Annotated in this window: 25 protein-coding genes and 1 pseudogene; 20 read left to right on the top strand and 6 right to left on the bottom strand. The window is 57.5% G+C overall.

The annotated features are described in order from the left end of the window. Positions 1-154: pseudogene (locus ACQZ6F_RS32365) on the top strand (DoxX family protein); the annotation flags it as partial. A gap of 45 nt (positions 155-199) precedes the next feature. After that, complete coding sequence (locus tag ACQZ6F_RS32360) at positions 200-1,072, top strand: NmrA family NAD(P)-binding protein (protein ID WP_449096145.1); 873 nt, start codon at positions 200-202, stop codon at positions 1,070-1,072. A gap of 318 nt (positions 1,073-1,390) precedes the next feature. On the opposite strand, the gene ACQZ6F_RS32355 is transcribed toward ACQZ6F_RS32360, so the two are convergent. Beyond that, the gene (locus ACQZ6F_RS32355; RefSeq protein ID WP_449096146.1) at positions 1,391-2,308 is read right to left on the bottom strand and encodes a LysR substrate-binding domain-containing protein; all 918 of its coding nucleotides are present in this window, start codon (positions 2,306-2,308) and stop codon (positions 1,391-1,393) included. A gap of 134 nt (positions 2,309-2,442) precedes the next feature. Here ACQZ6F_RS32355 and ACQZ6F_RS32350 point away from each other — a divergent pair, with 134 nt between their 5' ends. Genes ACQZ6F_RS32350 through ACQZ6F_RS32340 form a run of 3 tightly spaced genes read left to right on the top strand, consistent with a single transcriptional unit; the run spans position 2,443 to position 4,086 of the window. Then, positions 2,443-3,225, top strand: coding sequence for an SDR family NAD(P)-dependent oxidoreductase (locus tag ACQZ6F_RS32350; RefSeq protein WP_449096147.1), 783 nt, complete (start codon positions 2,443-2,445; stop codon positions 3,223-3,225). Between the two features lie 47 nt (positions 3,226-3,272). Beyond that, positions 3,273-3,680: a nuclear transport factor 2 family protein gene (locus ACQZ6F_RS32345; protein ID WP_449096148.1), complete on the top strand. Its 408-nt coding sequence runs from the start codon at positions 3,273-3,275 to the stop codon at positions 3,678-3,680. A gap of 40 nt (positions 3,681-3,720) precedes the next feature. Then, the gene (locus ACQZ6F_RS32340) at positions 3,721-4,086 is read left to right on the top strand and encodes a nuclear transport factor 2 family protein (protein WP_077472886.1); all 366 of its coding nucleotides are present in this window, start codon (positions 3,721-3,723) and stop codon (positions 4,084-4,086) included. Positions 4,087-4,346: 260 nt separating this feature from the next. Here ACQZ6F_RS32340 and ACQZ6F_RS32335 read toward each other — a convergent pair whose 3' ends face one another. Beyond that, positions 4,347-5,234: an AraC family transcriptional regulator N-terminal domain-containing protein gene (locus ACQZ6F_RS32335; protein WP_449096149.1), complete on the bottom strand. Its 888-nt coding sequence runs from the start codon at positions 5,232-5,234 to the stop codon at positions 4,347-4,349. 134 nt (positions 5,235-5,368) lie between these two features. Here ACQZ6F_RS32335 and ACQZ6F_RS32330 point away from each other — a divergent pair, with 134 nt between their 5' ends. Genes ACQZ6F_RS32330 through ACQZ6F_RS32315 form a run of 4 tightly spaced genes read left to right on the top strand, consistent with a single transcriptional unit; the run spans position 5,369 to position 7,846 of the window. Next, complete coding sequence (locus tag ACQZ6F_RS32330; RefSeq protein WP_174073041.1) at positions 5,369-6,112, top strand: SDR family NAD(P)-dependent oxidoreductase; 744 nt, start codon at positions 5,369-5,371, stop codon at positions 6,110-6,112. A gap of 17 nt (positions 6,113-6,129) precedes the next feature. Next, entirely contained in the window at positions 6,130-6,525 is a 396-nt protein-coding gene (locus ACQZ6F_RS32325; protein ID WP_077472883.1) for a VOC family protein, read from the top strand. Beyond that, positions 6,526-7,509, top strand: a complete 984-nt coding sequence (locus ACQZ6F_RS32320) for a saccharopine dehydrogenase NADP-binding domain-containing protein (protein WP_449096150.1) — start codon at positions 6,526-6,528, stop codon at positions 7,507-7,509. A gap of 10 nt (positions 7,510-7,519) precedes the next feature. Continuing rightward, positions 7,520-7,846, top strand: coding sequence for a nuclear transport factor 2 family protein (locus tag ACQZ6F_RS32315; RefSeq protein ID WP_077472881.1), 327 nt, complete (start codon positions 7,520-7,522; stop codon positions 7,844-7,846). Positions 7,847-8,211: 365 nt separating this feature from the next. Here ACQZ6F_RS32315 and ACQZ6F_RS32310 read toward each other — a convergent pair whose 3' ends face one another. Then, positions 8,212-9,165 (bottom strand): aldo/keto reductase, encoded by a 954-nt coding sequence (locus ACQZ6F_RS32310; RefSeq protein WP_449096151.1) that lies wholly within the window; start codon positions 9,163-9,165, stop codon positions 8,212-8,214. Between the two features lie 174 nt (positions 9,166-9,339). On the opposite strand from ACQZ6F_RS32310, the gene ACQZ6F_RS32305 reads away from it, so the two are divergent. Continuing rightward, complete coding sequence (locus ACQZ6F_RS32305; protein ID WP_449096152.1) at positions 9,340-10,239, top strand: AraC family transcriptional regulator; 900 nt, start codon at positions 9,340-9,342, stop codon at positions 10,237-10,239. A 222-nt stretch (positions 10,240-10,461) separates the two neighbouring features. On the opposite strand, the gene ACQZ6F_RS32300 is transcribed toward ACQZ6F_RS32305, so the two are convergent. Together ACQZ6F_RS32300 and ACQZ6F_RS32295 are read right to left on the bottom strand one after the other, a co-directional pair. Continuing rightward, positions 10,462-11,349, bottom strand: coding sequence for an AraC family transcriptional regulator (locus ACQZ6F_RS32300; RefSeq protein ID WP_449096153.1), 888 nt, complete (start codon positions 11,347-11,349; stop codon positions 10,462-10,464). A 458-nt stretch (positions 11,350-11,807) separates the two neighbouring features. Beyond that, a complete protein-coding gene (locus ACQZ6F_RS32295; protein ID WP_449096228.1) occupies positions 11,808-12,599 on the bottom strand; it encodes a helix-turn-helix domain-containing protein in 792 nt (263 codons plus the stop codon). 168 nt (positions 12,600-12,767) lie between these two features. On the opposite strand from ACQZ6F_RS32295, the gene ACQZ6F_RS32290 reads away from it, so the two are divergent. Both ACQZ6F_RS32290 and ACQZ6F_RS32285 read left to right on the top strand, forming a co-directional pair. Continuing rightward, entirely contained in the window at positions 12,768-13,148 is a 381-nt protein-coding gene (locus ACQZ6F_RS32290; protein WP_449096154.1) for a hypothetical protein, read from the top strand. 13 nt (positions 13,149-13,161) lie between these two features. Next, a complete protein-coding gene (locus tag ACQZ6F_RS32285) occupies positions 13,162-13,479 on the top strand; it encodes a putative quinol monooxygenase (protein ID WP_449096155.1) in 318 nt (105 codons plus the stop codon). Positions 13,480-13,640: 161 nt separating this feature from the next. On the opposite strand, the gene betI is transcribed toward ACQZ6F_RS32285, so the two are convergent. Next, positions 13,641-14,228, bottom strand: coding sequence for a choline-binding transcriptional repressor BetI (gene betI, locus ACQZ6F_RS32280; RefSeq protein WP_449096156.1), 588 nt, complete (start codon positions 14,226-14,228; stop codon positions 13,641-13,643). Between the two features lie 101 nt (positions 14,229-14,329). On the opposite strand from betI, the gene choX reads away from it, so the two are divergent. The 8 genes from choX to ACQZ6F_RS32240 all read left to right on the top strand — a co-directional run bounded on the left by choX (position 14,330) and on the right by ACQZ6F_RS32240 (position 22,152). Continuing rightward, a complete protein-coding gene (choX, locus tag ACQZ6F_RS32275) occupies positions 14,330-15,268 on the top strand; it encodes a choline ABC transporter substrate-binding protein (RefSeq protein ID WP_449096157.1) in 939 nt (312 codons plus the stop codon). 65 nt (positions 15,269-15,333) lie between these two features. Further along, entirely contained in the window at positions 15,334-16,137 is an 804-nt protein-coding gene (locus ACQZ6F_RS32270; RefSeq protein ID WP_449096158.1) for an alpha/beta fold hydrolase, read from the top strand. Between the two features lie 524 nt (positions 16,138-16,661). Beyond that, positions 16,662-17,129: a hypothetical protein gene (locus tag ACQZ6F_RS32265; protein ID WP_449096159.1), complete on the top strand. Its 468-nt coding sequence runs from the start codon at positions 16,662-16,664 to the stop codon at positions 17,127-17,129. Positions 17,130-17,838: 709 nt separating this feature from the next. Next, positions 17,839-18,561 (top strand): UTRA domain-containing protein, encoded by a 723-nt coding sequence (locus ACQZ6F_RS32260; RefSeq protein WP_077472330.1) that lies wholly within the window; start codon positions 17,839-17,841, stop codon positions 18,559-18,561. A 237-nt stretch (positions 18,562-18,798) separates the two neighbouring features. Beyond that, positions 18,799-19,875, top strand: coding sequence for an ABC transporter ATP-binding protein (locus ACQZ6F_RS32255; protein WP_449096229.1), 1,077 nt, complete (start codon positions 18,799-18,801; stop codon positions 19,873-19,875). Next, positions 19,865-20,509 (top strand): ABC transporter permease, encoded by a 645-nt coding sequence (locus tag ACQZ6F_RS32250; RefSeq protein WP_449096160.1) that lies wholly within the window; start codon positions 19,865-19,867, stop codon positions 20,507-20,509. The genes ACQZ6F_RS32255 and ACQZ6F_RS32250 overlap by 11 nt, the downstream gene beginning before the upstream one ends. A 4-nt stretch (positions 20,510-20,513) precedes the next feature. Continuing rightward, the gene (locus tag ACQZ6F_RS32245; RefSeq protein ID WP_449096161.1) at positions 20,514-21,227 is read left to right on the top strand and encodes an ABC transporter permease; all 714 of its coding nucleotides are present in this window, start codon (positions 20,514-20,516) and stop codon (positions 21,225-21,227) included. Positions 21,228-21,240: 13 nt separating this feature from the next. Then, positions 21,241-22,152, top strand: a complete 912-nt coding sequence (locus tag ACQZ6F_RS32240) for an ABC transporter substrate-binding protein (protein WP_449096162.1) — start codon at positions 21,241-21,243, stop codon at positions 22,150-22,152. Positions 22,153-22,155 lie beyond the last annotated feature (3 nt).

Raw genomic sequence — 22,155 nt, 5'->3', positions numbered from 1 at the left:
TGGCTTTCTGGGAGGGGCGATCTGCGCTCATGTCCGCATTGGTGAGTTGGGGTCGCTGCCGGAACTCATTTCCTTGGCTCTGGGCGCGATGACATGGGGCGGCCTCTATCTGCGCGATCCCCGTATCCGGGCCATTTTGCCGCTCATCCGTTGAACGAACAGGGGCATTGTTCTGTCCCTAAAAATCAGGAGAAAACGCATGTTTTTAGTCATGGGAATTACCGGAAAAGTCGGTGGTGCAACAGCACAACATCTGTTGGCGCAAGGCGAGAAAGTACGCGCGCTCGTCCGTAATCGCGAAAAGGCAGTTCATTGGGCGGACCAGGGCGTCGAATTGGTAGACGGCGATTGGAATGATACGGCAGCCATCGAGCAGGCGCTCAAAGGCGTTGAAGGTGCGTTCGTTATGTTGCCTTCCGTATGGGCGCCCTCGCCTGATTACAAAGAAGCAAAAGGCGTGATTGCGAACTATGTCGAGGCGCTCACCAAGGCAGCGCCGCCGCGGGTAGTAGCACTTTCGTCGATGGGTGCGAACAGAACTAGCGGGCTCGGGATGATCACGGCCTTGTCGCTTCTGGAGCAAGGGTTTCGTGACCTGATATCGCCAACCGCATTTGTGCGCGCAGGCGGTTTCTTCGAAAACTTCCTCTACGGCTTGCAGGTAGCCCAGGGCGGAAGGCTACCGGTCTACTATAATCCGACAGATCGGAAATCGACCATGGTCGCGACGAACGACATCGGCGCGGAGGTTGCGACCCTTTTGACCGGGCCGGCGTGGTCAGGGCAGCGCATGATCGAGCTTGGTTCGATGGTCAGCGCGGATGAAGTCGCGGCGCAGTTGGGTGAAGTCCTGAAACTCGACGTGAAAGCCTTTGCAGTCCCGCGTGCAAGTTGGGCGGAAGCGTTCGAGCAATTCGGTATCCCGAAGGGCCGCACCGGACCTGCCGAAGAAATGTTTGAGGCCGTGAATGCAGGATGGATGAGCCTCGGCGTCGTGGGTACGGAGCATATAGCGGGTACGACGTCCGCACGCGACGTCTTCGAGGCAGGGCAGAACGCCGCCAAGGCATAAGCCCCCGGACGGATCAAGTATGACGGAGACCACACGCCTCTGCGTCGGACGCGTCGTGGGAACCACCTAGCAGCTAAATCGAGACGCGGCGCGTCTACTCGTCCAACCGTCTGGATTTGCGAACAGCGGACTTGTAAGAAAAGTCCGCTGTTCGCGCCTTTTCGTTTCATAGCGGCCCGACTGCTCCAGGCCCCACACCGGAAATGATTCCCGCTTAGGATGTTCATTCCTGTCGCTCAGGGTGCCTCGGCGAGTTCCACAAGCTGCTATTCCGCTGGGCGGCCGACTACGTCCCTTATCGTCAAGGCTTCCCATGGGCTATGAGTTCTTTGGCGGGCCTGGGATGTTCTTGTAGAGCTGTGTCACCCAGTCCACAAAAACTCGAACTTTGGTGCTGAGCTGGCGGCTTGGTGCATAAGCGATGAACACATCCAAGGGCTTTGGTTGCCAGGCCTCGAGGACAATGCCGAGATCGCCGCGTTCGATGGCTGGCCGTACCATGAAATCAAGGGTATGCACCAAGCCGATGCCGGTCAATGCCGCGGCGAGGTGGGCATTGCTTTCGTTGACCATGACATTGCATCGAGGATTGATCTCGAGCGGCTTGCCGTGATCGAGGAAATGCATCGGCTGCACAACTCCGCTATGCGCCGAGAAATAGCCGACAACAGGAAAATCCTCGTCGATGATCTGCTGGGGATGAGTGGGTATGCCATGACGCGCCAAATAGGCCGGAGTGGCACATGTCGCCCAAGCCAGCGACCCGATCTTGCGGGAAATTAACGCACCATCCTCGGCGGTGCTGCGAATTGCGCAATCGACGTTTTCGCCGATCACATCCACCGTGCGATCGGTGACGCCGATCTGCAGCTGAATATCCGGATAACGCGCGCAAAACTCAGGCAAAGCGGGGATCAGCAGGCCGCTGGCGGTCGAGCCGCCGATGTCCACTCGCAGCCGACCACGTGGATTTGTTCGCGCCCGTCCGAGGGTGGCCTCTATTTCGTCCAGTTCCGCCAGAAGATGTTTTGTGCGTTCATAATATGCCACGCCGTCGCTGGTCACGGTGACCCGTCGTGTGCTGCGCTCAAGCAGCTTCACCTTCAGATGCTTTTCCAGCAACTGGATCGACTTGCTCAGCGTGGCATTCGGTATCTGCAGCGATTGAGCAGCCCGATTGAAGCCGCCGGTCTCGACGACGCGTGCGAAGGCGCGAATGGCCTGCAGGTGATCCAAACTACTCTCCCTTAGGGTTGGTCGTTATTTCCACATGTGGATAAAGTAACCACAAAGGCCTAGTTTATCCCGAAATTGATAAGGAATAAATTGAACTTCATCACGCGGCCTGTACCGCCTTACGGAGTTCTCTCATGCAGATTTCAGACCTCACCAATCTTCACACCACCAAGCACGCCGGTAAAATCGCCCTGATCACCGGCGGTAGTTCCGGCATTGGTTTGGCAACGGCCAAGCGTCTCGTGCGCGAGGGAGCGACGGTTTACATCACGGGCCGTCGCCAGGCCGAGCTGGACAAAGCGACGGCTGACATCGGCGATGGCGTCACCGCGATTCAAGGCGACGTATCCGTTGTGGCCGACCTGGATCGCATCATGACCACCATCCAAAGGGCGCATGGGCGCCTGGACATCCTGTTTGCCAATGCGGGCGGCGGCGAATTTGCCGCGCTTGGCACGATCACGGAGGCGCAGGTGGACAAGTATTTCGGCATCAACGTCAGGGGAACGCTGTTCACCGTGCAGAAGGCTTTGCCCCTGATGGGCGAGGGCAGCGCCATTGTGGTGACAGGCTCGATTGCGGGCAATCAGGGCACGCCGGCATTCGGCGTCTATGCAGCGACCAAGGCCGCGCTCCGCTCTTTCGTGCGCACCTGGGCCTCCGATCTCAAGGGCCGGGATATTCGGGTGAACCTCATCGCGCCCGGCACGGTGGTGACACCTGCCTACAAGTCTGAACTTGGCATGAGCGACCAGGATATCGAGCGATATCTGGTGGAGGTGGCCGAGCGCACGCCACTGGGCCGAGCGGCAAGCGCCGACGAGATGGCAAAAGTCATGTCGTTCCTTGCGTCCGACGATGCCAGCTACATGACCGGCGCCGAGGTCGTCGTCGATGGCGGCATGACGCAGATCTGATCGTCCCCGCTCGCAAGTCCAATCATTTTTTCAAAGGAATCTCCGTTATGAGTATCAAAGACAATCTTGAGATCGCCCAGCTGTTCCTGGCCAAGCTCGGCGAGGGCGCTCCGCACGAGCAGATCGTCCAGCTGTTCAGTGCCGATCTGGACTGGAACATCCCCGGCGAAACTGGTGTGCTTCCCTGGATCGGTCACAAAACGGGAAACAGTGCCATCGTCGACTTCTTGCGCGACGCGAGCCAGATGATCGAGAGAGTTCGATTTGAAGTACATGATGTGCTGGCCAGCGAAGAGCGCGCCATCATTTTTGGCGAGCTTGCTTCGCGTATCAAGAAAACAGGCAAGACGATCGAACAGGCCTACGCGATCATTCTGACGATTGCGGACGGGAAGATCACACGCTTCCTCATGCTTGAAGACAGCTTCGCGACGGCCAAAGCCGCGCATCTCTGACAGGTCGAAATTCTAGTCCGTTTTGAATAGGAGTGCTCGCATGCCTCATAGCATTCAGACTTTGCTTCTTCGCAACCTCAGTGACGTTTTTGGCGAAATCGATCCTCTCCGCCGGCGCGCAACGCTCGAGGAAGTGTTCCATGAGGATGCTGTCTTCTACGATCCCGCCGGGGGCGTGTTTCGCGGACATACGGCCATCGACCAGGTCGCCGGCGATATCAAGGCCACTCATCCTGACTTTCAGTATCGACCTATCGCCGAACCGGAAATCGTTGGCGACGGCGGCCGGATCAAATGGGTCTCAGGCCGTCCGGGGGAAGCGCCGGAATATGCCGGCACCGATTTCATCATTGCGCGGGACGGAAAGATTGCCGCCGTCTACCTTTTCTTCGATCCGCTGCCGTGACGACACAGTCGACCTGACCCCACGACGCGCGCGACGTATCCAGTTGCTCAAGCCGATAGCATTCGAGCTTTGACGCCGCCTTTGATGAGTGGCAGTCCAACGAGTTTTGCATATTTGCGCAGGCCTTCATGCAGCCAGTAACAGCGTTATTATAGTTGGCTGGACGATGCCGGGGACGGGCAATCTTCACGTTCCTTCAAGACCACGGCTTAAGCCAGCTCTAGCTAGGCCGGTGCTCAACCATACAGGATACCGTGTCCTCAAGCTGCATTGAGATTGCGCGTCACCTTCGCCAGATCTCTTGACGGTGGCGATCCAAACAGGCGCGCATATTCCCGGCTGAACTGGTTCGGGCTTTCATAACCGACACCGAAGGCAATGGACGTCGCGCTTCCCTGGCCACCGATCAGCTGTGAACGCGCATGCAGGAGCCTTACTCTCTTCTGATATTGAAGCGGGCTCAGCGCCGTCACTGCTTTGAAGTGACGGTGGAAGGCCGAGACACTCAGGGCCGCCATCTCGGCCAATGTTTCCACCCTGATCTGCTGGGCAAAGTTTTGACGGATCCACCCGATTGCGACCCTGATACGGGCGAGTGCCGTGTCCGGCGATGCGATATCCCGTAGCATCCAGCCGAGCGGGCCCTGAAGCACGCGGAACAGGATCTCACGCTCGTAGGCGGGCGATAGCACGGCAATCTCGTCAGGACGTTCCATCAGCCTCAGCATTCGAATCCAGGCATCGAGAAGCTCGGCATTGACCGGTGCAACCGAGAACCCCGATTCGAACAAAGTGCTGCGGACCTGCGCCGGCAAGTCATCGATGAGCGCCGCGACGATCGTGGTGTCGAGGGTCAGGCTGACCGCCAAATACGGCTCACCCGTTGCGGCAGGGTGGATCGACCCGATGGCCGGAAGATCCACGGACATGACGAAATAGGTGGCGGGGTCATAGTGGAAGGTCCTGTCGCCGACCGTCATTGTCTTCGATCCCGTCAGGATCAGGTTGACCATCGGATCGTAGACTGCGGCGAGCTGGTGTTCCGGGATTTCGCCCTGAACCATGGCGATGCGCGGAATGCCTGTTTCCGTGCGCTTGTTCTCAGCCTTTGAGGCCAGTGCTCTCAGTTCTTGCAGCTGCCGTTCCATGATCCGAGCCTGACAGAGGCGATCCCGGCGCGCAAGGCAAAAGCAGAAATAGGCAAGCTTTGAGGAGGATTGGGTGAGTGCCTCGCGATCGACAGTCTTAAGCTCGTCTCGCACCAGACATATAGGAGAGACATTTGAAGATCGTTATTGTGACCGGAAGCAGCCGAGGCATAGGGGCCAGCACGGCGCTTGAATGCGCCAAGCGCGGCATGGGCGTCGTCGTCACCTATAACGGCAATGCCGAGAAGGCGGAAGATGTCGTGAGGGCTATCTCTAAGATCGGTGGCAAGGCCATCGCCCTGAAGCTTAACGTCGGCAACAGCAGCTCATTTCCCGAGTTCCGCGAGGCAGTTTCCGCGCGGCTTACCGCTATCTGGGGCAGGAAGACCTTCGATTTCCTGATTAACAACGCCGGCTACGGGCTCTACGCTCCGATATCAACCGTCACCGAGGAGCAGTTCGACGGCCTGTTCAACGTTCACCTCAAGGGTCCGTTCTTTTTGACGCAGACGCTCCTGCCGCTGATGGAGGACGGAGGGCACATCGTCAATGTCACCAGCGCGACCAGTCGCGTCGCTACAGCAGGCGTTGCCCCCTACGCTTCCTTCAAGGGTGGTCTCGAAGTTCTGACACGCTACATGGCTAAGGAATTCGGCGAGCGCCGGATCAGGGCAAACTCCATCGCTCCGGGCGCCATCCGGACAGAACTGGGCGGCGGACTGAACGATGAATTCGAAGCCATGCTTGCAGGACAGACCGCGCTTGGCCGGGTTGGTGAACCCGAAGAGCTCGGTGGTATGATAGCGAACCTGCTTTGCGAGGAAAACCGCTGGATCAACGCCCAGAACATCGAAGTGTCGGGCGGCTACATCATCTAAACAGAGGAGCGCGCATCATGCTTGACCACGTCTTCATATCCGTCAGTGACATTGATCGCTCAATCGCATTCTACGAAAGGGCGCTTGAGCCTCTCGGTATCGTCCATGCGATCGATTACGACGGCAAGAACGGCCCTCCGGGCCATCCCGATCTTAAGGGCTTTGGCGCGAACGGTCGCTTGTTCTTCTGGCTGCGCGAAGGTGTTGTCGAAGGGCGCGCCGCTCATGTCGGTTTCATCGCCGACGGCAAGCGGGAGGTCGATGCCGCCTTTGCGGCGGCGATGGCCGCAGGTGCGTCGGAAATTCATCCGCCCGGACCACAGCTTCACTACGATCCTCGCTACTACGCGGCTCAGGTCCGCGACCCCGACGGCTACAGCCTCGAATTCGTTTACAAGGAATGGCAGCACTAAATGAAGAAGCTCATGATTTACGGTGCGACGGGCTACACCGGTCGCATGGCGGCCGAACATGCATCGGCCGCGGGTACGCCGCTCATCCTCGCAGGACGCACAGAGGCGGCGCTTGCATCGCTCGCGGCAAGCCTTGGCGTGGAATATCGGCTCTTCGGGCTCGAAGACATCGCAGTGATCGATCGGTCACTGAAGGGCGTTGGTGTCCTCCTGAACTGCGCCGGTCCGTTCGCGAAGACAGCCGAACGCCTGATGACGGCAGGTATCCGCAATGGCGTCCATTACCTGGACGTTGCCGCGGAACTCGATGGCTACCGGCTGGCTGAAGCGCTCGATGATAAAGCCAGGGCTGCAGGCGTCATGATGCTGCCGGGCAGCGGCGGCAGCGTGGCGATGCTGGGCTGCCTTGCCGGGCATGCCGCCGCCAGAACGGAAAACCCATTGAGCATCCGGGTTGCCATGCATGTCTCCGGCGGTCTGTCGCGAGGCTCCGCCGTCAGCGCCATGGGTAGCGTCACCGCCGAAATCCTGGCGCGCGTTGACGGTAAGCTGGTTGCCCTTACTGCTGCAAGCATTCGGAAATTCGACTTCGGCAGCGGTGCAGTCGACTGCTTCCAGGTGACGCTTCCCGATCTCATTACGATCTGGCGGACGACGGATGTTCCAAACATCGCGACCTTCGTCCATCTGACGGGCGAAGGCTTCCCGCAGGGTGATCTCTCAACACTTCCGGACGGGCCAAGCGAGCAGGAGCGTTTAGCCAATCGTTATCAGGCCGTCATCGAGGTCACCGATGCCGACGGTAAAGTTGTCCGATCGGTACTCGATACGGTCAACGGCTATACGTTCACGGCAATGGCTGCCGCCGAGGCTGGGCGGCGTGTACTTGCCGGCGAGGCCCAAGCCGGCTTGCAGACCCCTTCCATGCTGTTCGGCAACGGCTTCGCCGAGACGATCGCTGACACCACGATTGTCGATGTGTGAGGAGCAGCCAGTGCAGAAGCTTGTCGATACCTTCATGCAGGCCGCCAATGCCTTCGACGTCGAGAACACGCTGTCTCTATTCTCGTCCGATGCAGTCATCGACGACGTTTCGGTGGGTGACGCCTTCGTCGGTACCAAGGGCATTCGCCTCTATCTCGAGCGATTTTTCGTTGGCTACAAGACGAAGAGTAGGCTTCTGTCGCTCAAGCAATCGGACGATTTCAACGCAGTCGTTCGACTCGATTTCACAGGCGACTTTGGCCACGAGATCGGAATTTTGAAGATCGCAATCAACCCGGACGGTTTGATTGAACGCATTGATGCCGATCTCGAGTGACTGCCGTCGAACACAGTGATTGCCATTTGTAAGAGCGCTGTCGCCAGGGGAGGGGCTGCATATTTATTTTTATCGGACGGCGATCCAATCACGCATTTCGTCGCCGGTTCGATTCCTTCAAGACCACCGCTTAGTCCTCTCGATGATCGTCGCATGTTCATAACGAGATTCCGAAATTGAATGCCCTCTTACAGCAAACGTTGGGCGAACGCGGCGAGGTGATCCGGAATTTGCCGAGCGGGGCGGACGCATTCTGGAGCAATTGTACAATTCGGGCAGGCAGGCGATCGTCCCACAGAACGAGATGACCGCGTATGGCATTGGTCGGAACGGCCCCGAAGTCTAGGGGCCGTCGAGCTTCTAGCTTACATATCTTTTTCCCACCAGCCGCGGGTATTCACGTTAGTGGCGCCAGCTAGCGCTTCCAGCTCTGCAATGTCGGTGCCGCTGAGCGTGATGTTTCTGGCTCGGACCAGACCGTCGACGTGATCGGGCTTGGTGACGCCGATGATCGGCGTTGTGCCCTTGGCGATGGCCCACGCCGTCGCGACATCGGGAGCTGCCGCACCTTGCTTCTGGCCGATCGAGTTAAGCTTGTCGGTGAGCGTCTGTAGCTGAGGCAGCATTCCATTGTAAGCTTTCGCGCGGCTGCTTCCTTCCGGCAGCGGGTTCTCCGGATTGTACTTGCCGGTCAGAGCACCTTGTTCAAGCACCATATAGGCAAAGAATGGGATACTCTGGTTGTGGCAATAGTCTAGGATGCCAGCGTGCTCAGAGCCGCGGTAGAGGAGACTATAGTGGTTCTGGATGGCCTCGACCCGGAACCCGGCTTCTCCGAGGATCTGGTTGGCGAGCTTGATTTCGCTCAGGTTATGATTCGACACGCCCACATGCTTGACCTTCCCACTCTTCAGCAAGCCAATCAGGTGCGGTGTCCACCGCACCACGTCGGCTGGATTGTGAATCCAGTAGAGGTCGACGTAGTCTGTACCCAGATTAGCGAGGCTCTGCTCCAGCATGTCCGCAACTGGATCATCACTGACCTCGGCGGCCTGCGGTGTGAACTTCGTGGAGAGCTGGTAGTTGCTGCGCGCGTGGCGCTTGAGTACCTCCCCGAGGACTGTCTCTGAACGGCCCATGCCGTATACAATGGCGGTATCCCACAGAGTGAAGCCGGCCGCATGCGCCTTTTTTGCGACCTCTTCCAAGTCAGCCTGAGTGAGAGGGCTGCCGAAGTAACCGTCGCCGGTCTTGCCGCTGTCGCCCCAGGCCCAAGTTCCGAGTGCGACCGTGGGGATCTTGAGATAATTGATTGTCATGTTCGCTCCATACTGGTTCTACAGCCAGGTTTGCTATGACCCCCGGCGTCGCAGACACTATGGAGCACGGTGACGTCGAACCGTTAGCCTGATGCGCCGGGATTTCTGCCCAATCCTCCAGAGGCCGCGGGAGTTCGCTTGCCGCTCTCCTGCTTGCGTGCAATGGTCAGGTTCATGGAGATGCTGACCAAGATATCTGAAACGATGGCCCGACACGTCTCGAAGGATGGCTTCCATGCCACCCCGATCGAACGGATGACGCTTGCTCGATCCTCCACGGTGACGATGCCGATGCCGAACGTATACCGGCCGCAATTGTGCCTTGTTGCACAGGGGCAAAAGGAAGTAATGCTGGGCGACTGCGTGTTCAGATATTCACCAGGCCGTTATGGGATCGTGACTTACGATCTGCCGGTGACCGGCCAGGTGGTAGAGGCGTCACCCGACAAGCCGTATCTATGCCTGTTCCTCAATTTTGATCCGGTCATGTTGGGGCAGCTGGCGTTGCACGTGCCGGCGCCGCCGAGCGCTCCCTCCCGGCCGATAGGCAAGACGGTGTCCGACGCCGACGCCACTTTGCTCGATGCGGCGATGCGTCTGCTGCTGCTGCTCGACGATCCTTCAGCGTTGCCCGTACTCGGGCCTCTTATCGAGCAGGAAATTCTCTATCGTCTGCTCGTCGGCCCGCACGGCGCCAGGATGCGCCAGATCACCGCCAGCCAGGGGTCGGTGGCCCAGGTCGGCCGCGCCATCGCGTGGATCGGGCAGAAATTCCGGGAACGGTTGAGCATCGAGCGACTTGCCGCGGAGGTTGGCATGAGCCCGTCGAGCTTGCACGAGCATTTTCGCGCCGTGACGGCGATGACGCCGCTGCAATTCCAGAAGCAGCTAAGGCTTCAGGACGCACGTAGCCTGATGCTGGTCGAGGACATCGACGTCACGACTGCCGCCTTCCGCGTGGGGTACGAAAGCCCTTCGCAGTTCACTCGTGAATATCGCCGTCACTTCGGAGAACCGCCGGCGCGCGACATTGCCCGTTTGCGCGCTTCGCCGGGCTTGGTAGGGATAGCTTGAGTTCAGCTTACCGATGTCGGCGTATTGGCGTTTGGTCCAAATGGTCAGGGCGCCAACGAGAATGCATTCGGCTTGCTATCACTCTCGCCGACACGCGAGGCAGTCGCTCCCTTTCGGCCCCAACGCCGCCATTACGTGACTGATCTGGAAATCTCCAAAATGACCTGGCTGGCGGCTCCTCCGCTTCCTGTAACTGGAGCAGAGGAGCCACCAGCCAGATAGCTATTTCAGTGGCAGAAATAGCTCCGCGACAACTTCATGTGCCGACGCTTCGGGGACAGGGGATAGCCAACGCTTGCAAAACAGTGGGAAGTCGCGGGCTTCTTCGCCGCTGGTCGGAAGCCATTCGCGATAGAGATAGAGTGCAGCGGGTTCGAGATTGTTTGTATTGCTGGGATAGCGCAGCACTGCGTAGCGTCCGCCGGGTATCACGTCAGCCTTCACCCCTTCGCCGTTCGCCGTAATTGCCTGGTCGGTTCCGACACAGAGATCCATGCTGTAATCGGCCGGGTTTGCGGGCTCCCTTTCTGACCGGAAAACCATGAAACTGGGGCGGCCTGTCTCAGGCGCCAATCCGTGCGCCTTTGACCAAGCCAGGAAGCGTTGCCTGGTAGCGGGGATCGTAGCACGGTCGCCCCTATGCTCTATCATCGCCACCGGCGTCGGGGGCAGATCGCGGATAGTCACATCCTCGCGGTCGAAAATTATTTGCATGATCTTGCTCCTTGCGTTGTCCAAAGGCCCGAAGGCCGAGAGCCACGCCTCCCAATCGGGAGACTTGCGGAACGACGAAGGCGATTGACCGAACCGTCGCCGAAAGGCGCGGGCAAAGGCATCCGGGGCATCGTAACCGGCATCCATGGCTATGTCCGTGACGCTTGGGACGTCCTTGGAGGCCAGCTGGTGCGCTGCGCGCTTCAAGCGGGCAAGCTGGACATAGCGATGCACGGACAATCCGAGGACCGCCGTAAACTGCCGGTGGAAATGAAATTTCGAAAAGGCTGCGACCCGGCTCACCGTTTCAAGGTCCAGATTACCGTCAAGATGCCGGTCGATATGGTCTAGCACTCGCTGCATCCGGGCATGATAGTTTTGAAACGCTGTCTTCATCGTCCATTGCTCCGTGGCGACATCATCTATTCACTATCGGCCATAGCCTGCTCGACCAATCTTGCGGTTTTGGCCGGGTCATCGGAAGATGGGCAACGACAGATCGTAGGCGATCACCGACGGTAGCCGCACGATCGCAATGAGGTCGGGAACAGACATTGGCAAGCACGCAGAGTATGTTCACATTTGGCTGAAATCAGTCCTTCCCTGCGAGCAAAACCGATGTCCAATACTGACGAAATTCAGGTCGAGGGGCTCTGCACCAACGGATTGTTGTTTCTCATCTTTTCAGGTCCACAATCACTGCCTTCACTCTGGATGTGAAATTTCGTCATGCTTTGAACCGTTTTCCACTTGGTGCTAACTCTGTTCGGCGGATATAAATCTATGAAATACCTGACTATCTCGAATTTTGCGGCTGCCGTGAAATCGAAAATGGGGTGAACTTCGTATGGAATTCAGCATCTTGATGCAGCTCTAACAGCCACATCGGTCTCACGGTCGGCGGGATAGAGCATTTCAAGCGCGATTTCCGAGACTGTCACATCCACCGGCGTGCCAAAGACGGTGACCGTGCTGAAGAATGACAAAGGGCCAAGCCTGGTTTGAATGCGCAGCGGGATCGCAAGCGCGGATGCGAGGTCTGGATGCACCTGCCTCCTTGATGGCTTTTGCAGCGTCTCGGCCTCTTTCAGCAGGTCGTACAGTCTAGGGTCGGCCGTCAGTTCGACCTCGCGTCGCAGCCTTGTCAGAAGATGATCCGCCCATGCGTCGAGATTGAGGATTCGTGGTGCAAGACCATCGGGACGGAGCGATAGACGCATAACGTTGACGGGCGGTTCCAGCAGCTCGGCACTTACCCCCTCATACAATTCCTGAAGGGCGGCATTCGATGCCACCACATTCCACTGCCGATCGATCGCAAATGCGGGAAACGGCTTGTGCGCCTCGATGGTGCGCTCGATGGCGGACAGCAAAAGCTGGAATGAAGCGTCGCGAAGCGGTGTCTCGCGAAAGACAGGAGCGAAGCCTGCCGCGACCAGCCAGACATTTTGTTCGCGCAACGGAATGTCCAACTCCTCTGCCAGGCGTAGCAGCAATCCACGGCTTGGCGCAGCGCGGCCCAATTCCACGAATCCGAGATGGCGCACGGACACATTTACCCGCAATGCCAGATCGAGTTGAGAAAGCCTTCGCCGGCGGCGCCATTCGCTAAGGTGCTTACCGAAGCTCACGGTCGTTTGCAGCATCTCCATCTGACCTTTCAGCGATCGGGGCAGGCGATCATACCTCCCGAATACAATAGAGAGAATAGAGCCCAAAGGTCATCCAGAAAACTACCTTTCAGGTAGCTGACTTGATGCTCGGCATTGTCCCATTGTCGGCTGGCTAAGCAACTTCGGAGAAGGGAAAGCGATATGACGACCGATCTTGATGAACTGGCGAACCGGTATGTCGCCGTTTGGAATGAGCCGGATCAACTGAAGCGCCGCAACGGCATCGAAAGGTTATGGGTACAGGACGGCCTGCATTTCACGCCCACCCGCGAAGTCAAAGGCTATGAGGCACTGGAAGCCCGGGTTGAGGAGGCACACAACAAGTTCGTTCGAGATCAGGGATTTGTCTTCCGAGTGTTGGGCGAGCCACTTGGGCATCACGGCGTCATCAAGTTCTATTGGGTGATGGTCGATCCGAAATTGGATGCCATCAAGGCTGTCGGCTCAGATTTCCTGTGCCTGGATGAGAGCGGCCGCATCGCCTCCGACCATCAATTCACCGAGCCGCTCACGCGAGCCTGACCAGGAGCCGCCCATGTCTGTCACCTATGTCATCAAGTTTGATGTCGTCCCCCAGCAGCGCTCCCGCTTCCTTTCGCTTCTTGAACGCGTACTCGAGGCCATGCGATCCGAGCCTATGTTCCATGAAGCGGTCCTGCATGCCGATCCGGCGTCGGATTGCCGCTTCATGCTTTATGAAACCTGGGAGGATCACGACGATGTGCTGAACGTGCAACTACAGCGACCCTACAGGCAGGCGTGGCACGAAGCATTGCCCGAATTGCTTGAAAGGGAGCGCGACATTACGATCTGGAAGCCTGTCCGTTCGGATCGTGCACTATCGACGATTTGACGGTCTCTTGTCCGCCGGGCCGCTGATGCACTCGGCCGCGAGGTCCATGCCGTGCCACTTCCATTTGTTCGCCCCGCGAGCCAGATCGACGGGAGGGTGGACTGTGCCAAACATCTTAGGTGACATTTCCCATATCGTGAGTGCAGTGATCTTTCGCGAGACTAAATGCCGCAGGAAGAGAGTCTGTGCGAAAGATAGTCTCGCATCTGCCGAAGCGCGTCTTCGCGCGTTAGGCCTTCCGATTGCAGACCTAACCGAAGCCACAGTCCGTCTATCAGCGAGGTAATGCCGAGAATGACGGCCTCGCATTCCTCCTTGGGAAGGAGATGAATCAGCGCCGACATAAGATTTGATCGCATCCGGGCATGAATAACCTTTTGAATGCGAGCCAGCTGCGGCTCTCGCGGCACCTCGGCGCAGAGCGATAGCCAGGCGTGGCAAATGGAGGGCTGAAAGAAGCGTTCCTCGAAATTGCCTTCGACGATTGCGTTCAGTCTTTCGATCGGGGTTGTAGCGTGCTTTAGCCGCGCCACGACGGCATCCTTCAAGACGGCGTTCGCCTCGCGCATAGCGTGCTCGAATAGCTGCTGTTTGTTGGCAAAATAGTGCAGGACAATGCCCTTCGAGGCACCGGCCTGCGCTGCAACCTTCTCCAGAGTTGCCCCCGCCATGCCTTCGCGCTGCAAAACGTCAAAAGCCGCCCGCCTGAGTTCGCGCCTTCGGATATCACTGATCCTGGCCAGTTTCATCGTCACCCCCTGATTTGCGCCCACATTGACAAACTTTCCGGAAAGGTCAATTATTGACCCATGGGATAATAAAATAACCTAACGGACAAAATGGGGACGAAATGAACCGACTACTGAAAGCAGCGACTGCAGCCTTTGTCATCCTCGCCACATCAAATCCCGGTTTCGCTGCGGAAGCCGAAAACTGCAAATTCGTACGCTTGGCCGAGCCGGGGTGGAATGATCTCGCATTCACGACAGGCATTGCCACGTCCCTTCTGAAAGGACTTGGATACGAGCCGAAGAGCCAGCTACTTGGAATTGATGTGATTTACACAAGCCTGAGGAACAACAATCTCGACGTGTTTCTCGGCTATTGGGATCCAGCCATGGTCACCTATTTCAAGCCATTCAAGGAGGATGGCTCGGTCGAGACCGTACGCACCAATCTTGTCGGTGCGAAATACACCTTCGCTGTTCCCACCTATGAATGGGAGGCCGGCGTCAAAGACTTTTCCGACCTGCACAAGTTTGCAGATCAATTCGAGCGGAAACTGTATGGCATTGAGCCAGGCTCCAATCAGCTGATGCTGGATGCGGTCAAGGATCCAGCACTCGGTCTTAATGGTTGGGAAGTGGTCGAATCCAGCGAGCAAGGCATGCTTTCTCAAGTCGCTCGCAAAACGCGTGATAAATCGTTCATCGTCTTCCAGGGTTGGGCGCCGCATCCGATGAACAACGAATTCGACATCAAATATCTTACGGGCGGTGACAAATTCTATGGCCCGAACTTCGGTGCTGCGACGGTCTCCACTCAGGTTCGAAAGGGCTATTTGCAAGAGTGTCCGAACGTCGCGAAGCTTTTGAACAATCTCGCCTTCGACATCGAGTATGAGAACCGTGGCATGGCCTATATCATGAATGATGGGCTGGAGCCGGAACAAGCTGCCCTAAAGGCGATAAAGGACGAGCCGCAAAGATTGGAAGCTTGGCTTGCAGGCGTATCGGCCTTTGGTGGCCAGCCTGGCCTTCAGGCTGTCAAGGTATCGCTGGGCTTATGACATATTCCCTCGGTGACGATTGGCATAGTCGCAAGCAGCGTGTCGAACTGCCGGGAAAAAAGCCGATGGCTTTCGTTGACAGTGGCGGAAGCGGGCCTGTGCTTCTGTTGCTACATGGCTTTTCGGACACCAGCCGTAGCTTTTCGGTGCTTGAACCATTTTTAGCCGGTTACCGCCTCATCTTTCCTGATCTCCCCGGGCACGGTGCTTCTGCCCGGGGAGACGGGCTGCATGTCAGTGATTTTGCAGAGAGCATCGACCATTTACTGACAGGCCTAGGCATTTCCCGGATGGCGGTCATTGGCCATTCGATGGGCGCAATGACAGCGATCGAACTCGCGATTCGTCGTAAGGGTGACGTAAGTGCTCTTGTGCTTCTCTCTGCAAGCCTGAGACCGAATTTTGGCAGCTCGAGCCCACTCGCACGCGGCATCCGAGCGCTTCGCGACCCCATTCATCCCTCTGATGCCTTTTTTGATGATTGGTATTCCTGCAGTCGACCTATCGATCCAGACCTGATTTGGAAATTGAGAATCGATGCTGCAGCGATGCCCGCTAACATTTGGCATGGTATTCTCGATGGTTTTGGTCAGACCGATCTAAGGCCGAGCGCGAGGCAGATCGCGGCTCCAGTGCTTTGCCTAAGTGGTTCGGATGATCCTCTGTTCGACGCCTCCCATCGACAGGCGGTTGTTGATGCGCTTGCCTGCGCTCGGTCGATCACGCTCAGTGGATATGGGCATAATCTGCATTGGGAAGATCCGCAGCACGTTTCAGAACTCATATTGTCCTTTCTCGGGGAAGAGTGGCAGAGTGCCTGCTGCCACACTATCGTAAAGAACGATATCAGCCGCAGGGTGCGCTCGTGAAATCAGGACCAAACAGCGTTGGTGATGAACGGTCTATTTATAAAATCGCAAGACACTTTGCAGCCACTGGACTGTTGATTCCCATCTGAAACTGACCCCGTTTTCCATTGCACAATATCCATAACTGATTTGAAATAGTGAAGTATTTCATAGGCCTGCCTCCACCCGGCAGGGTCAGCGGCAAGTGTAAAATCCGGTCAAATCTCGGCGGAATTCATCAGGCAATAGGATCGGCCGCTCTACAGGCTTCTCCTCGCCGCTACCTCGAGAAGCGTTCCACGGTCAAGAATTGCAAATCAGCCCAGAAATGAACCGCGAAAATATTCGGTACTTTCGGTTTAAGGATCGGAGTGAAACAATTTTGCCGGGGTTATAAGTGGAAGTGACAATCCATGCGACAACGGCTGAGGATTTTGGCGAGGCTTCCGTTTCGCCGAACGTAGATTCTCCGTGCCGTCCAATCCTGGGTCGCAGGTTTTTGCAACCAAGCGCTTGATCGATTCTCCACTCATGAAGGAAATGCCATGAACAGACTTCACCTGACAATCATGACCCTCGCCGCCATGCTTCTGACCACCGCGTCCGTCGATGCTGCCGACTTCTCCGTCACGCCGCTGAAAGACGGCGACACCTTCACCGGTTGTCTTGCTCAGAACCCCGCGACAGGCGTCGGTCTTCTCGCGGTTGGTGACAAGGTCGTCCTGTTTGCAAATTCTTCGAAGTTCACTTTCGCCAAGGGCGATCAGGTGACCGGCTCCTGGTCGATCGATGGTGGCGCGGCCACAAGTTTCTCGTCGACTGCTGACACGGCGGCAACGGCAACGATCGACGTCCCGAACACGACCGAGGCCGTTATGGCGCTGACCAGTGGCAAGTCGCTGAGCCTGACCGCCAACAACACCACTGCCGATTTCAGCCTCGCGGGCGGCGAGAAGGCCTTCATGGGCCTGTCCGAATGCATGACCACCCAGGCGGCGCCGGCCGCAAACTAAGCCGCACCCATTTGCAAATGATAGGGCGGGCACCATGGTGCCCGCCACATTTATGGTCAGCCCAAGCTCCGAAAAGTCCTCAACGAGATTGAAAGACTTGGATGCGCAGCCGCTGTGCTTAAGCACGGAATAAGGGGTCTGATGCATTTTTGATGCGTCGCGGTCAAACCGGCCGGATTGATTGTCGAGCGTTCCGACGAAAACAACGGGATTATCATTGTTTCTGCGTGAGCTGCCATCCATCGACGGACCTGCCCTTTATGCAACCGAACATTACATTGTTCATTTGCGTCGTGATTTCACCCAGTTTTCCATTTCGCCATGACCCCTTTTTGATTTCGAATTAATATGTTCGTCATCGGGTTCTCGGCAACCGGACGGTTAAACGCCGGGTGGAGATATGGGGCAGGGCATTGTGAAACTCAACACTACTTATTTGACGAGCGCTTGACGGCACCGCAGATGGCTGAAGTTCGGCTGGGTTTGAGTTCAATGGTTCTGCTGCCCTTTCCAATCGGAGCCAAGGACTGGGGCTTGCTCAACTCAGCCGGTGGGAGCTCGCCAATTCCAGCAGCAAATTCGATCCACAGCGGATGGGCCGGATTTGGTCGCGTGAATCATTACCATGCTATATGTCTCGCTCTGCTGGCGGACCTGAAAGCATTCTGGGGCCCTGCAAGTAGCGCGCATTTCAGACGGAGACTCGGCATTGCTCTTACATCCGCAGCCTTTGTACGAACAGATCAAGTTGCATGTTCTTGAACGGATCGCTGACGGTACGTTCCGGCCAGGCTCGAAAATTCCGAGTGATAATCAACTAGCCGCTGAGCTGGGCACTTCTCGACTGACTGCAAACCGTGCGTTGCGCGAGTTGGCGGTGAGCGGCGTTCTGGAACGGGTCGCAGGCGTGGGAACATTTGTTGCGCAACCAAAGGCATCGTCGACCTTCGTTCTTCTCCACAACATCGCCGACGACATCCGCAGGAGAGGCCAAGCTCTCTCAATCAGTGTGCAAGCTTTGGAAAAGAAAAGCACCAACAACGAGGTTGCCCGGAGAATGGGCGTGGCAAATCATGAAACCGTGTTTCATAGCCTAATCATCTACAGCGCCAACGGGAGCCCTGTTCAGCTTGAAGACCGGTATGTGTCCGCTGCTTTCGCACCTGACTACCTGCTTCAGGATTTTACGCGACGGTCCACCACGGATTACCTGCAACTTATCGCGTTGCCGACACGGACCGAGCACGAAATCCAGGCGGTGCTTCCAACGGCAACAGAAGCCCGCCTACTAGATCTACGCGAGAGCGACCCCTGCCTCGTCGTCTCGCGCAAGACCTGGGTAGGCGATCAGGTGACGACCTTCACCCGCTTCGTCCATCCCGGAATGCGCCATTCATTCGTCACGCAAGAGACGCTGGACGAGCGCAAATAACAATGCTCCCGCCGACTAAACAGGTCAATCCTGGCCTGCGGCGCGGACTCCGTCTCGCTAACCGGCAGAAATCGCACAATTATTGTGCGTCCCCAACGTCAGTCTGAAATTTTCGCATTTGACATTGCGTCGGCCATCTTTTCGTGTAACCTATATATACAGGTACATATAGGCTGGGAGCCGACATTGATCGCTTTCGAAGACGTAACCAAGCGCTATCCGGGAGAGGTTGTTGCCGTGGACGGACTGTCCTTCGTCGCGCCGACTGGACTGCTGACTGTTCTGGTCGGACCTTCGGGATGCGGCAAGACGACATCCTTGCGCATGATCAACCGCCTCGTGCAGCCAACTTCCGGCACGATCCGCCTCGGTAACGAACCGACGTCAGATATGGATGAGGCAATCCTTCGGCGCCGCATTGGTTATGTCATCCAGCATGCCGGCCTGTTTCCGCATCGCACGGTCCTCGATAACATCGCGACGACCGCGCGGCTCAATGGCATTTCGAAAGCTCAGGCCCGGATAATTGCCTTTGATCTTCTTGAGCGCGTTGGCCTGTCGCCGGATTTTGCCGGAAGATATCCGTGGCAGCTGTCCGGTGGGCAGCAACAGCGCGTCGGTGTCGCGCGAGCGCTCGCTTCCAGTCCGAAATTCATGCTGATGGACGAACCCTTCAGTGCCGTCGATCCGATTGTGAGAACCCAGTTGCAGGACGAGTTCCTTCGACTGCAAAAGGAGATGGGAAAAACCATCATCATGGTCACACACGATATCGACGAGGCTTTGAAGTTAGGGGACCAGGTGGCCGTCCTACGGGTCGGCGGCAAGCTTGCCCAGATCGCGACGCCACAGGAATTATTGACCCGGCCAGCCGACGAGTTCGTGGCCAATTTCGTGGGCCGCGACCGTGGCTATCGCTATCTTGGCTTTGTTGGGACCGCTGGAAAGCTGGCAGCAAACAAGGAACCGACTGCCAAGCTCGGCGATAAGCCGGAGACGGCGCGTGCCGCCAGCCGAGATCGTTGGCTTTTGGTTACGAACGAGCGAGGCGAACCGATTGGCTGGACCGAACCTTCGGGGTTGCGAGCTCCAATTACAATGGGGGACATCAATCTCAGTGGTACATTTGCAGCACTCAGCGGGTCGTTGCGTCAGCTGCTCGACGCGGCCCTCAGCTCGCCAAGCCGCCGTGGCGTGATCGTTGGCGACGATGGCCGCTTCGTCGGCTGCGTTACCCTTCCCGATCTACTGGTGCTGATGGATCAAACCGCGGACGCCAGCGCACCGTCTCGAGAGGTGCGACATGCGCTTTGACTGGCTCTGGCGAGAATCGGCCAACATTGCCCAACTCTTCTGGTGGCATCTGGGGTTGTCGGTGATCCCGGTCGTAGGGGCATTGTTGCTCGCGCTTCCGCTTGGCTGGCTTGCCCACAGGAGCGGAGTGTTCAAATCTCTGATCCTTGGAACCGCCGGGCTGCTCTACACGATCCCATCGCTGGCGCTCTTCGTCCTGCTTCCAATGGTTCTACAGACAAAAATCCTTGATCCGCTAAATGTCGTCGTCGCGCTGGCGGTCTACTCGCTGGCTCTGCTCATCAGGACGGTTTGCGACGGACTAGAGGCGGTACCGGCGGATACATTGCAAGCAGCGACTGCGATGGGATACCGGCCTTTCCTGCGGTTCTTCCACGTCGAGCTACCGATCGCCGTGCCCGTGATCGCCGCGGGCCTTCGCGTCGCGCTCGTCTCCAACGTCAGCGTTGTATCCGTTGCCGCCTTGATCGGAACCCCGCAGCTTGGGCTCCTGTTCACGCAGGGCCTCCAGCTGCGCTTCGTTACCCCGTTGATTGCCGGCATCATCCTTTGCCTTTTGCTTGCGGTCGTGCTGGACGGTCTCGTCATCCTCGCCAACCGGTGGATGACCCCCTGGCAACCAAGAAAGGCATAGATCGATGATCTCGTGGCTTCTTGATCCAGAACACTGGCATGGCTCGGACGGCATTCCCACGCTGCTCCTGCAACATCTCCAATACAGCTGCGCAGCTCTCCTGATCGCATTGGTCATCGCACTGCCGATAGGCTTCTTCGTTGGGCACACGGGTCGCGGCACGTTCCTGATCGCCGGTGCGGCGAACGCCACCCGGGCATTGCCGAGCCTTGGCCTGATCGTTTTGCTGGTGATCCTCGTCGGCCCTTATTTCAAGTCTGATCTGGCATTTCTGGTGCCCAGCATAGCCGTGCTCGTGTTGATCGCCGTGCCGCCGATCATGATGGGCGCCTATGCCGGGGTCACATCGGTCGATCCTGCAGCCGTCGATGCGGCCAAAGGCATGGGATACCGGCCGATGGCGCTTCTTTCGCAGGTCGAGGTGCCTTGCGCGTTACCACTGATCTTTTCCGGCATCCGCAGCGCCGCCCTTCAGGTCATATCAACAGCGACCATCGCCGCCTATGTCTCGCTCGGCGGCCTCGGCAGGCTGATCATCGATGGCCGCGCGCAAAACGACTACATGCAGATGGCGGTCGGCGCGCTGCTTGTTGGTATGCTCGCCCTTCTGATCGATCTCCTCTTTGGCAGTCTCTCCAGATTTGCGGTGTCGCCGGGCCTGACGCGGCGAACTGTGAAAAAGGCCGGTCCTCGGCATCTCTCCACCAACGAAAAATAACGGAACAGCTAAGATGAAACGACACCTTGTTGCAGGCTGCGCAATTGCCATCTCGACTTTTCTGGGCGCTTTCCAGATTGCCCAGGCAACGGACCCGCTTTCGACCGATGCGACGAAATCCGCGGCGGATACGATCACCGTCGGCTCGGCCGATTTTCCCGAAAGCCAGCTCCTCGCCAAGATCTATGCAATGGCGCTTGCAGCCAAGGGTTTTAAGGTCGACACGAAACTCAATATCGGTAGCCGCGAAGTCTATATGCCGGCGCTGCTCGACGGCTCGATCGACCTGATCCCGGAATATTCCGGCGCCACCTTGAGCTATCTCGACAAGAACGCCACCGCCGACGCGCCGAAGGATGTCATCGACGCCCTTGGCAAAGTCCTCCCGAAGGGCATCACGATGCTGACGGCCTCGGACGCACAGGACTCGGACGTTCTTGCCGTAACGGCCGATACGGCAAAGAAGTATTCGCTGACCTCTATCGAGGATCTGAAGGCCGTTGCTGCAAAGCTGGTGCTTGGCGGCCCACCGGAATGGAAGACCCGCAAGGAAGGTGTCGTTGGGCTGAAGGATCTTTATGGCCTTGAGTTCAAGGATTTCAAGACGCTCGACGTCGCAGGCCCCTTGACGCTTTCGGCGCTCACCAACGGTCAGGTCGACGCGGCAGACATGACGTCCACCGACCCCGCTATGAAGACGAGCAATCTGGTCGCGCTGAAGGATAGCAAGAACCTTTTCCCCGCGCAGAACATCCTTCCCATCATCGCGCGGGCGAAAGTCAACGATAAGGTTACGGCCGCATTGAATGCGGTGTCGGCAGCCCTCACAACGGAGGACCTGATCGAGATGAACGGACGCCTCGCAAATCAGGACAGCTTCGACGACGTGGCAGGCGACTGGCTGAAGAAGCACAAGCTCAACTAAGAT

Source organism: Rhizobium sp. A22-96, assembly GCF_053521805.1.
This window is presented reverse-complemented; position numbering and strand designations above follow the sequence as displayed.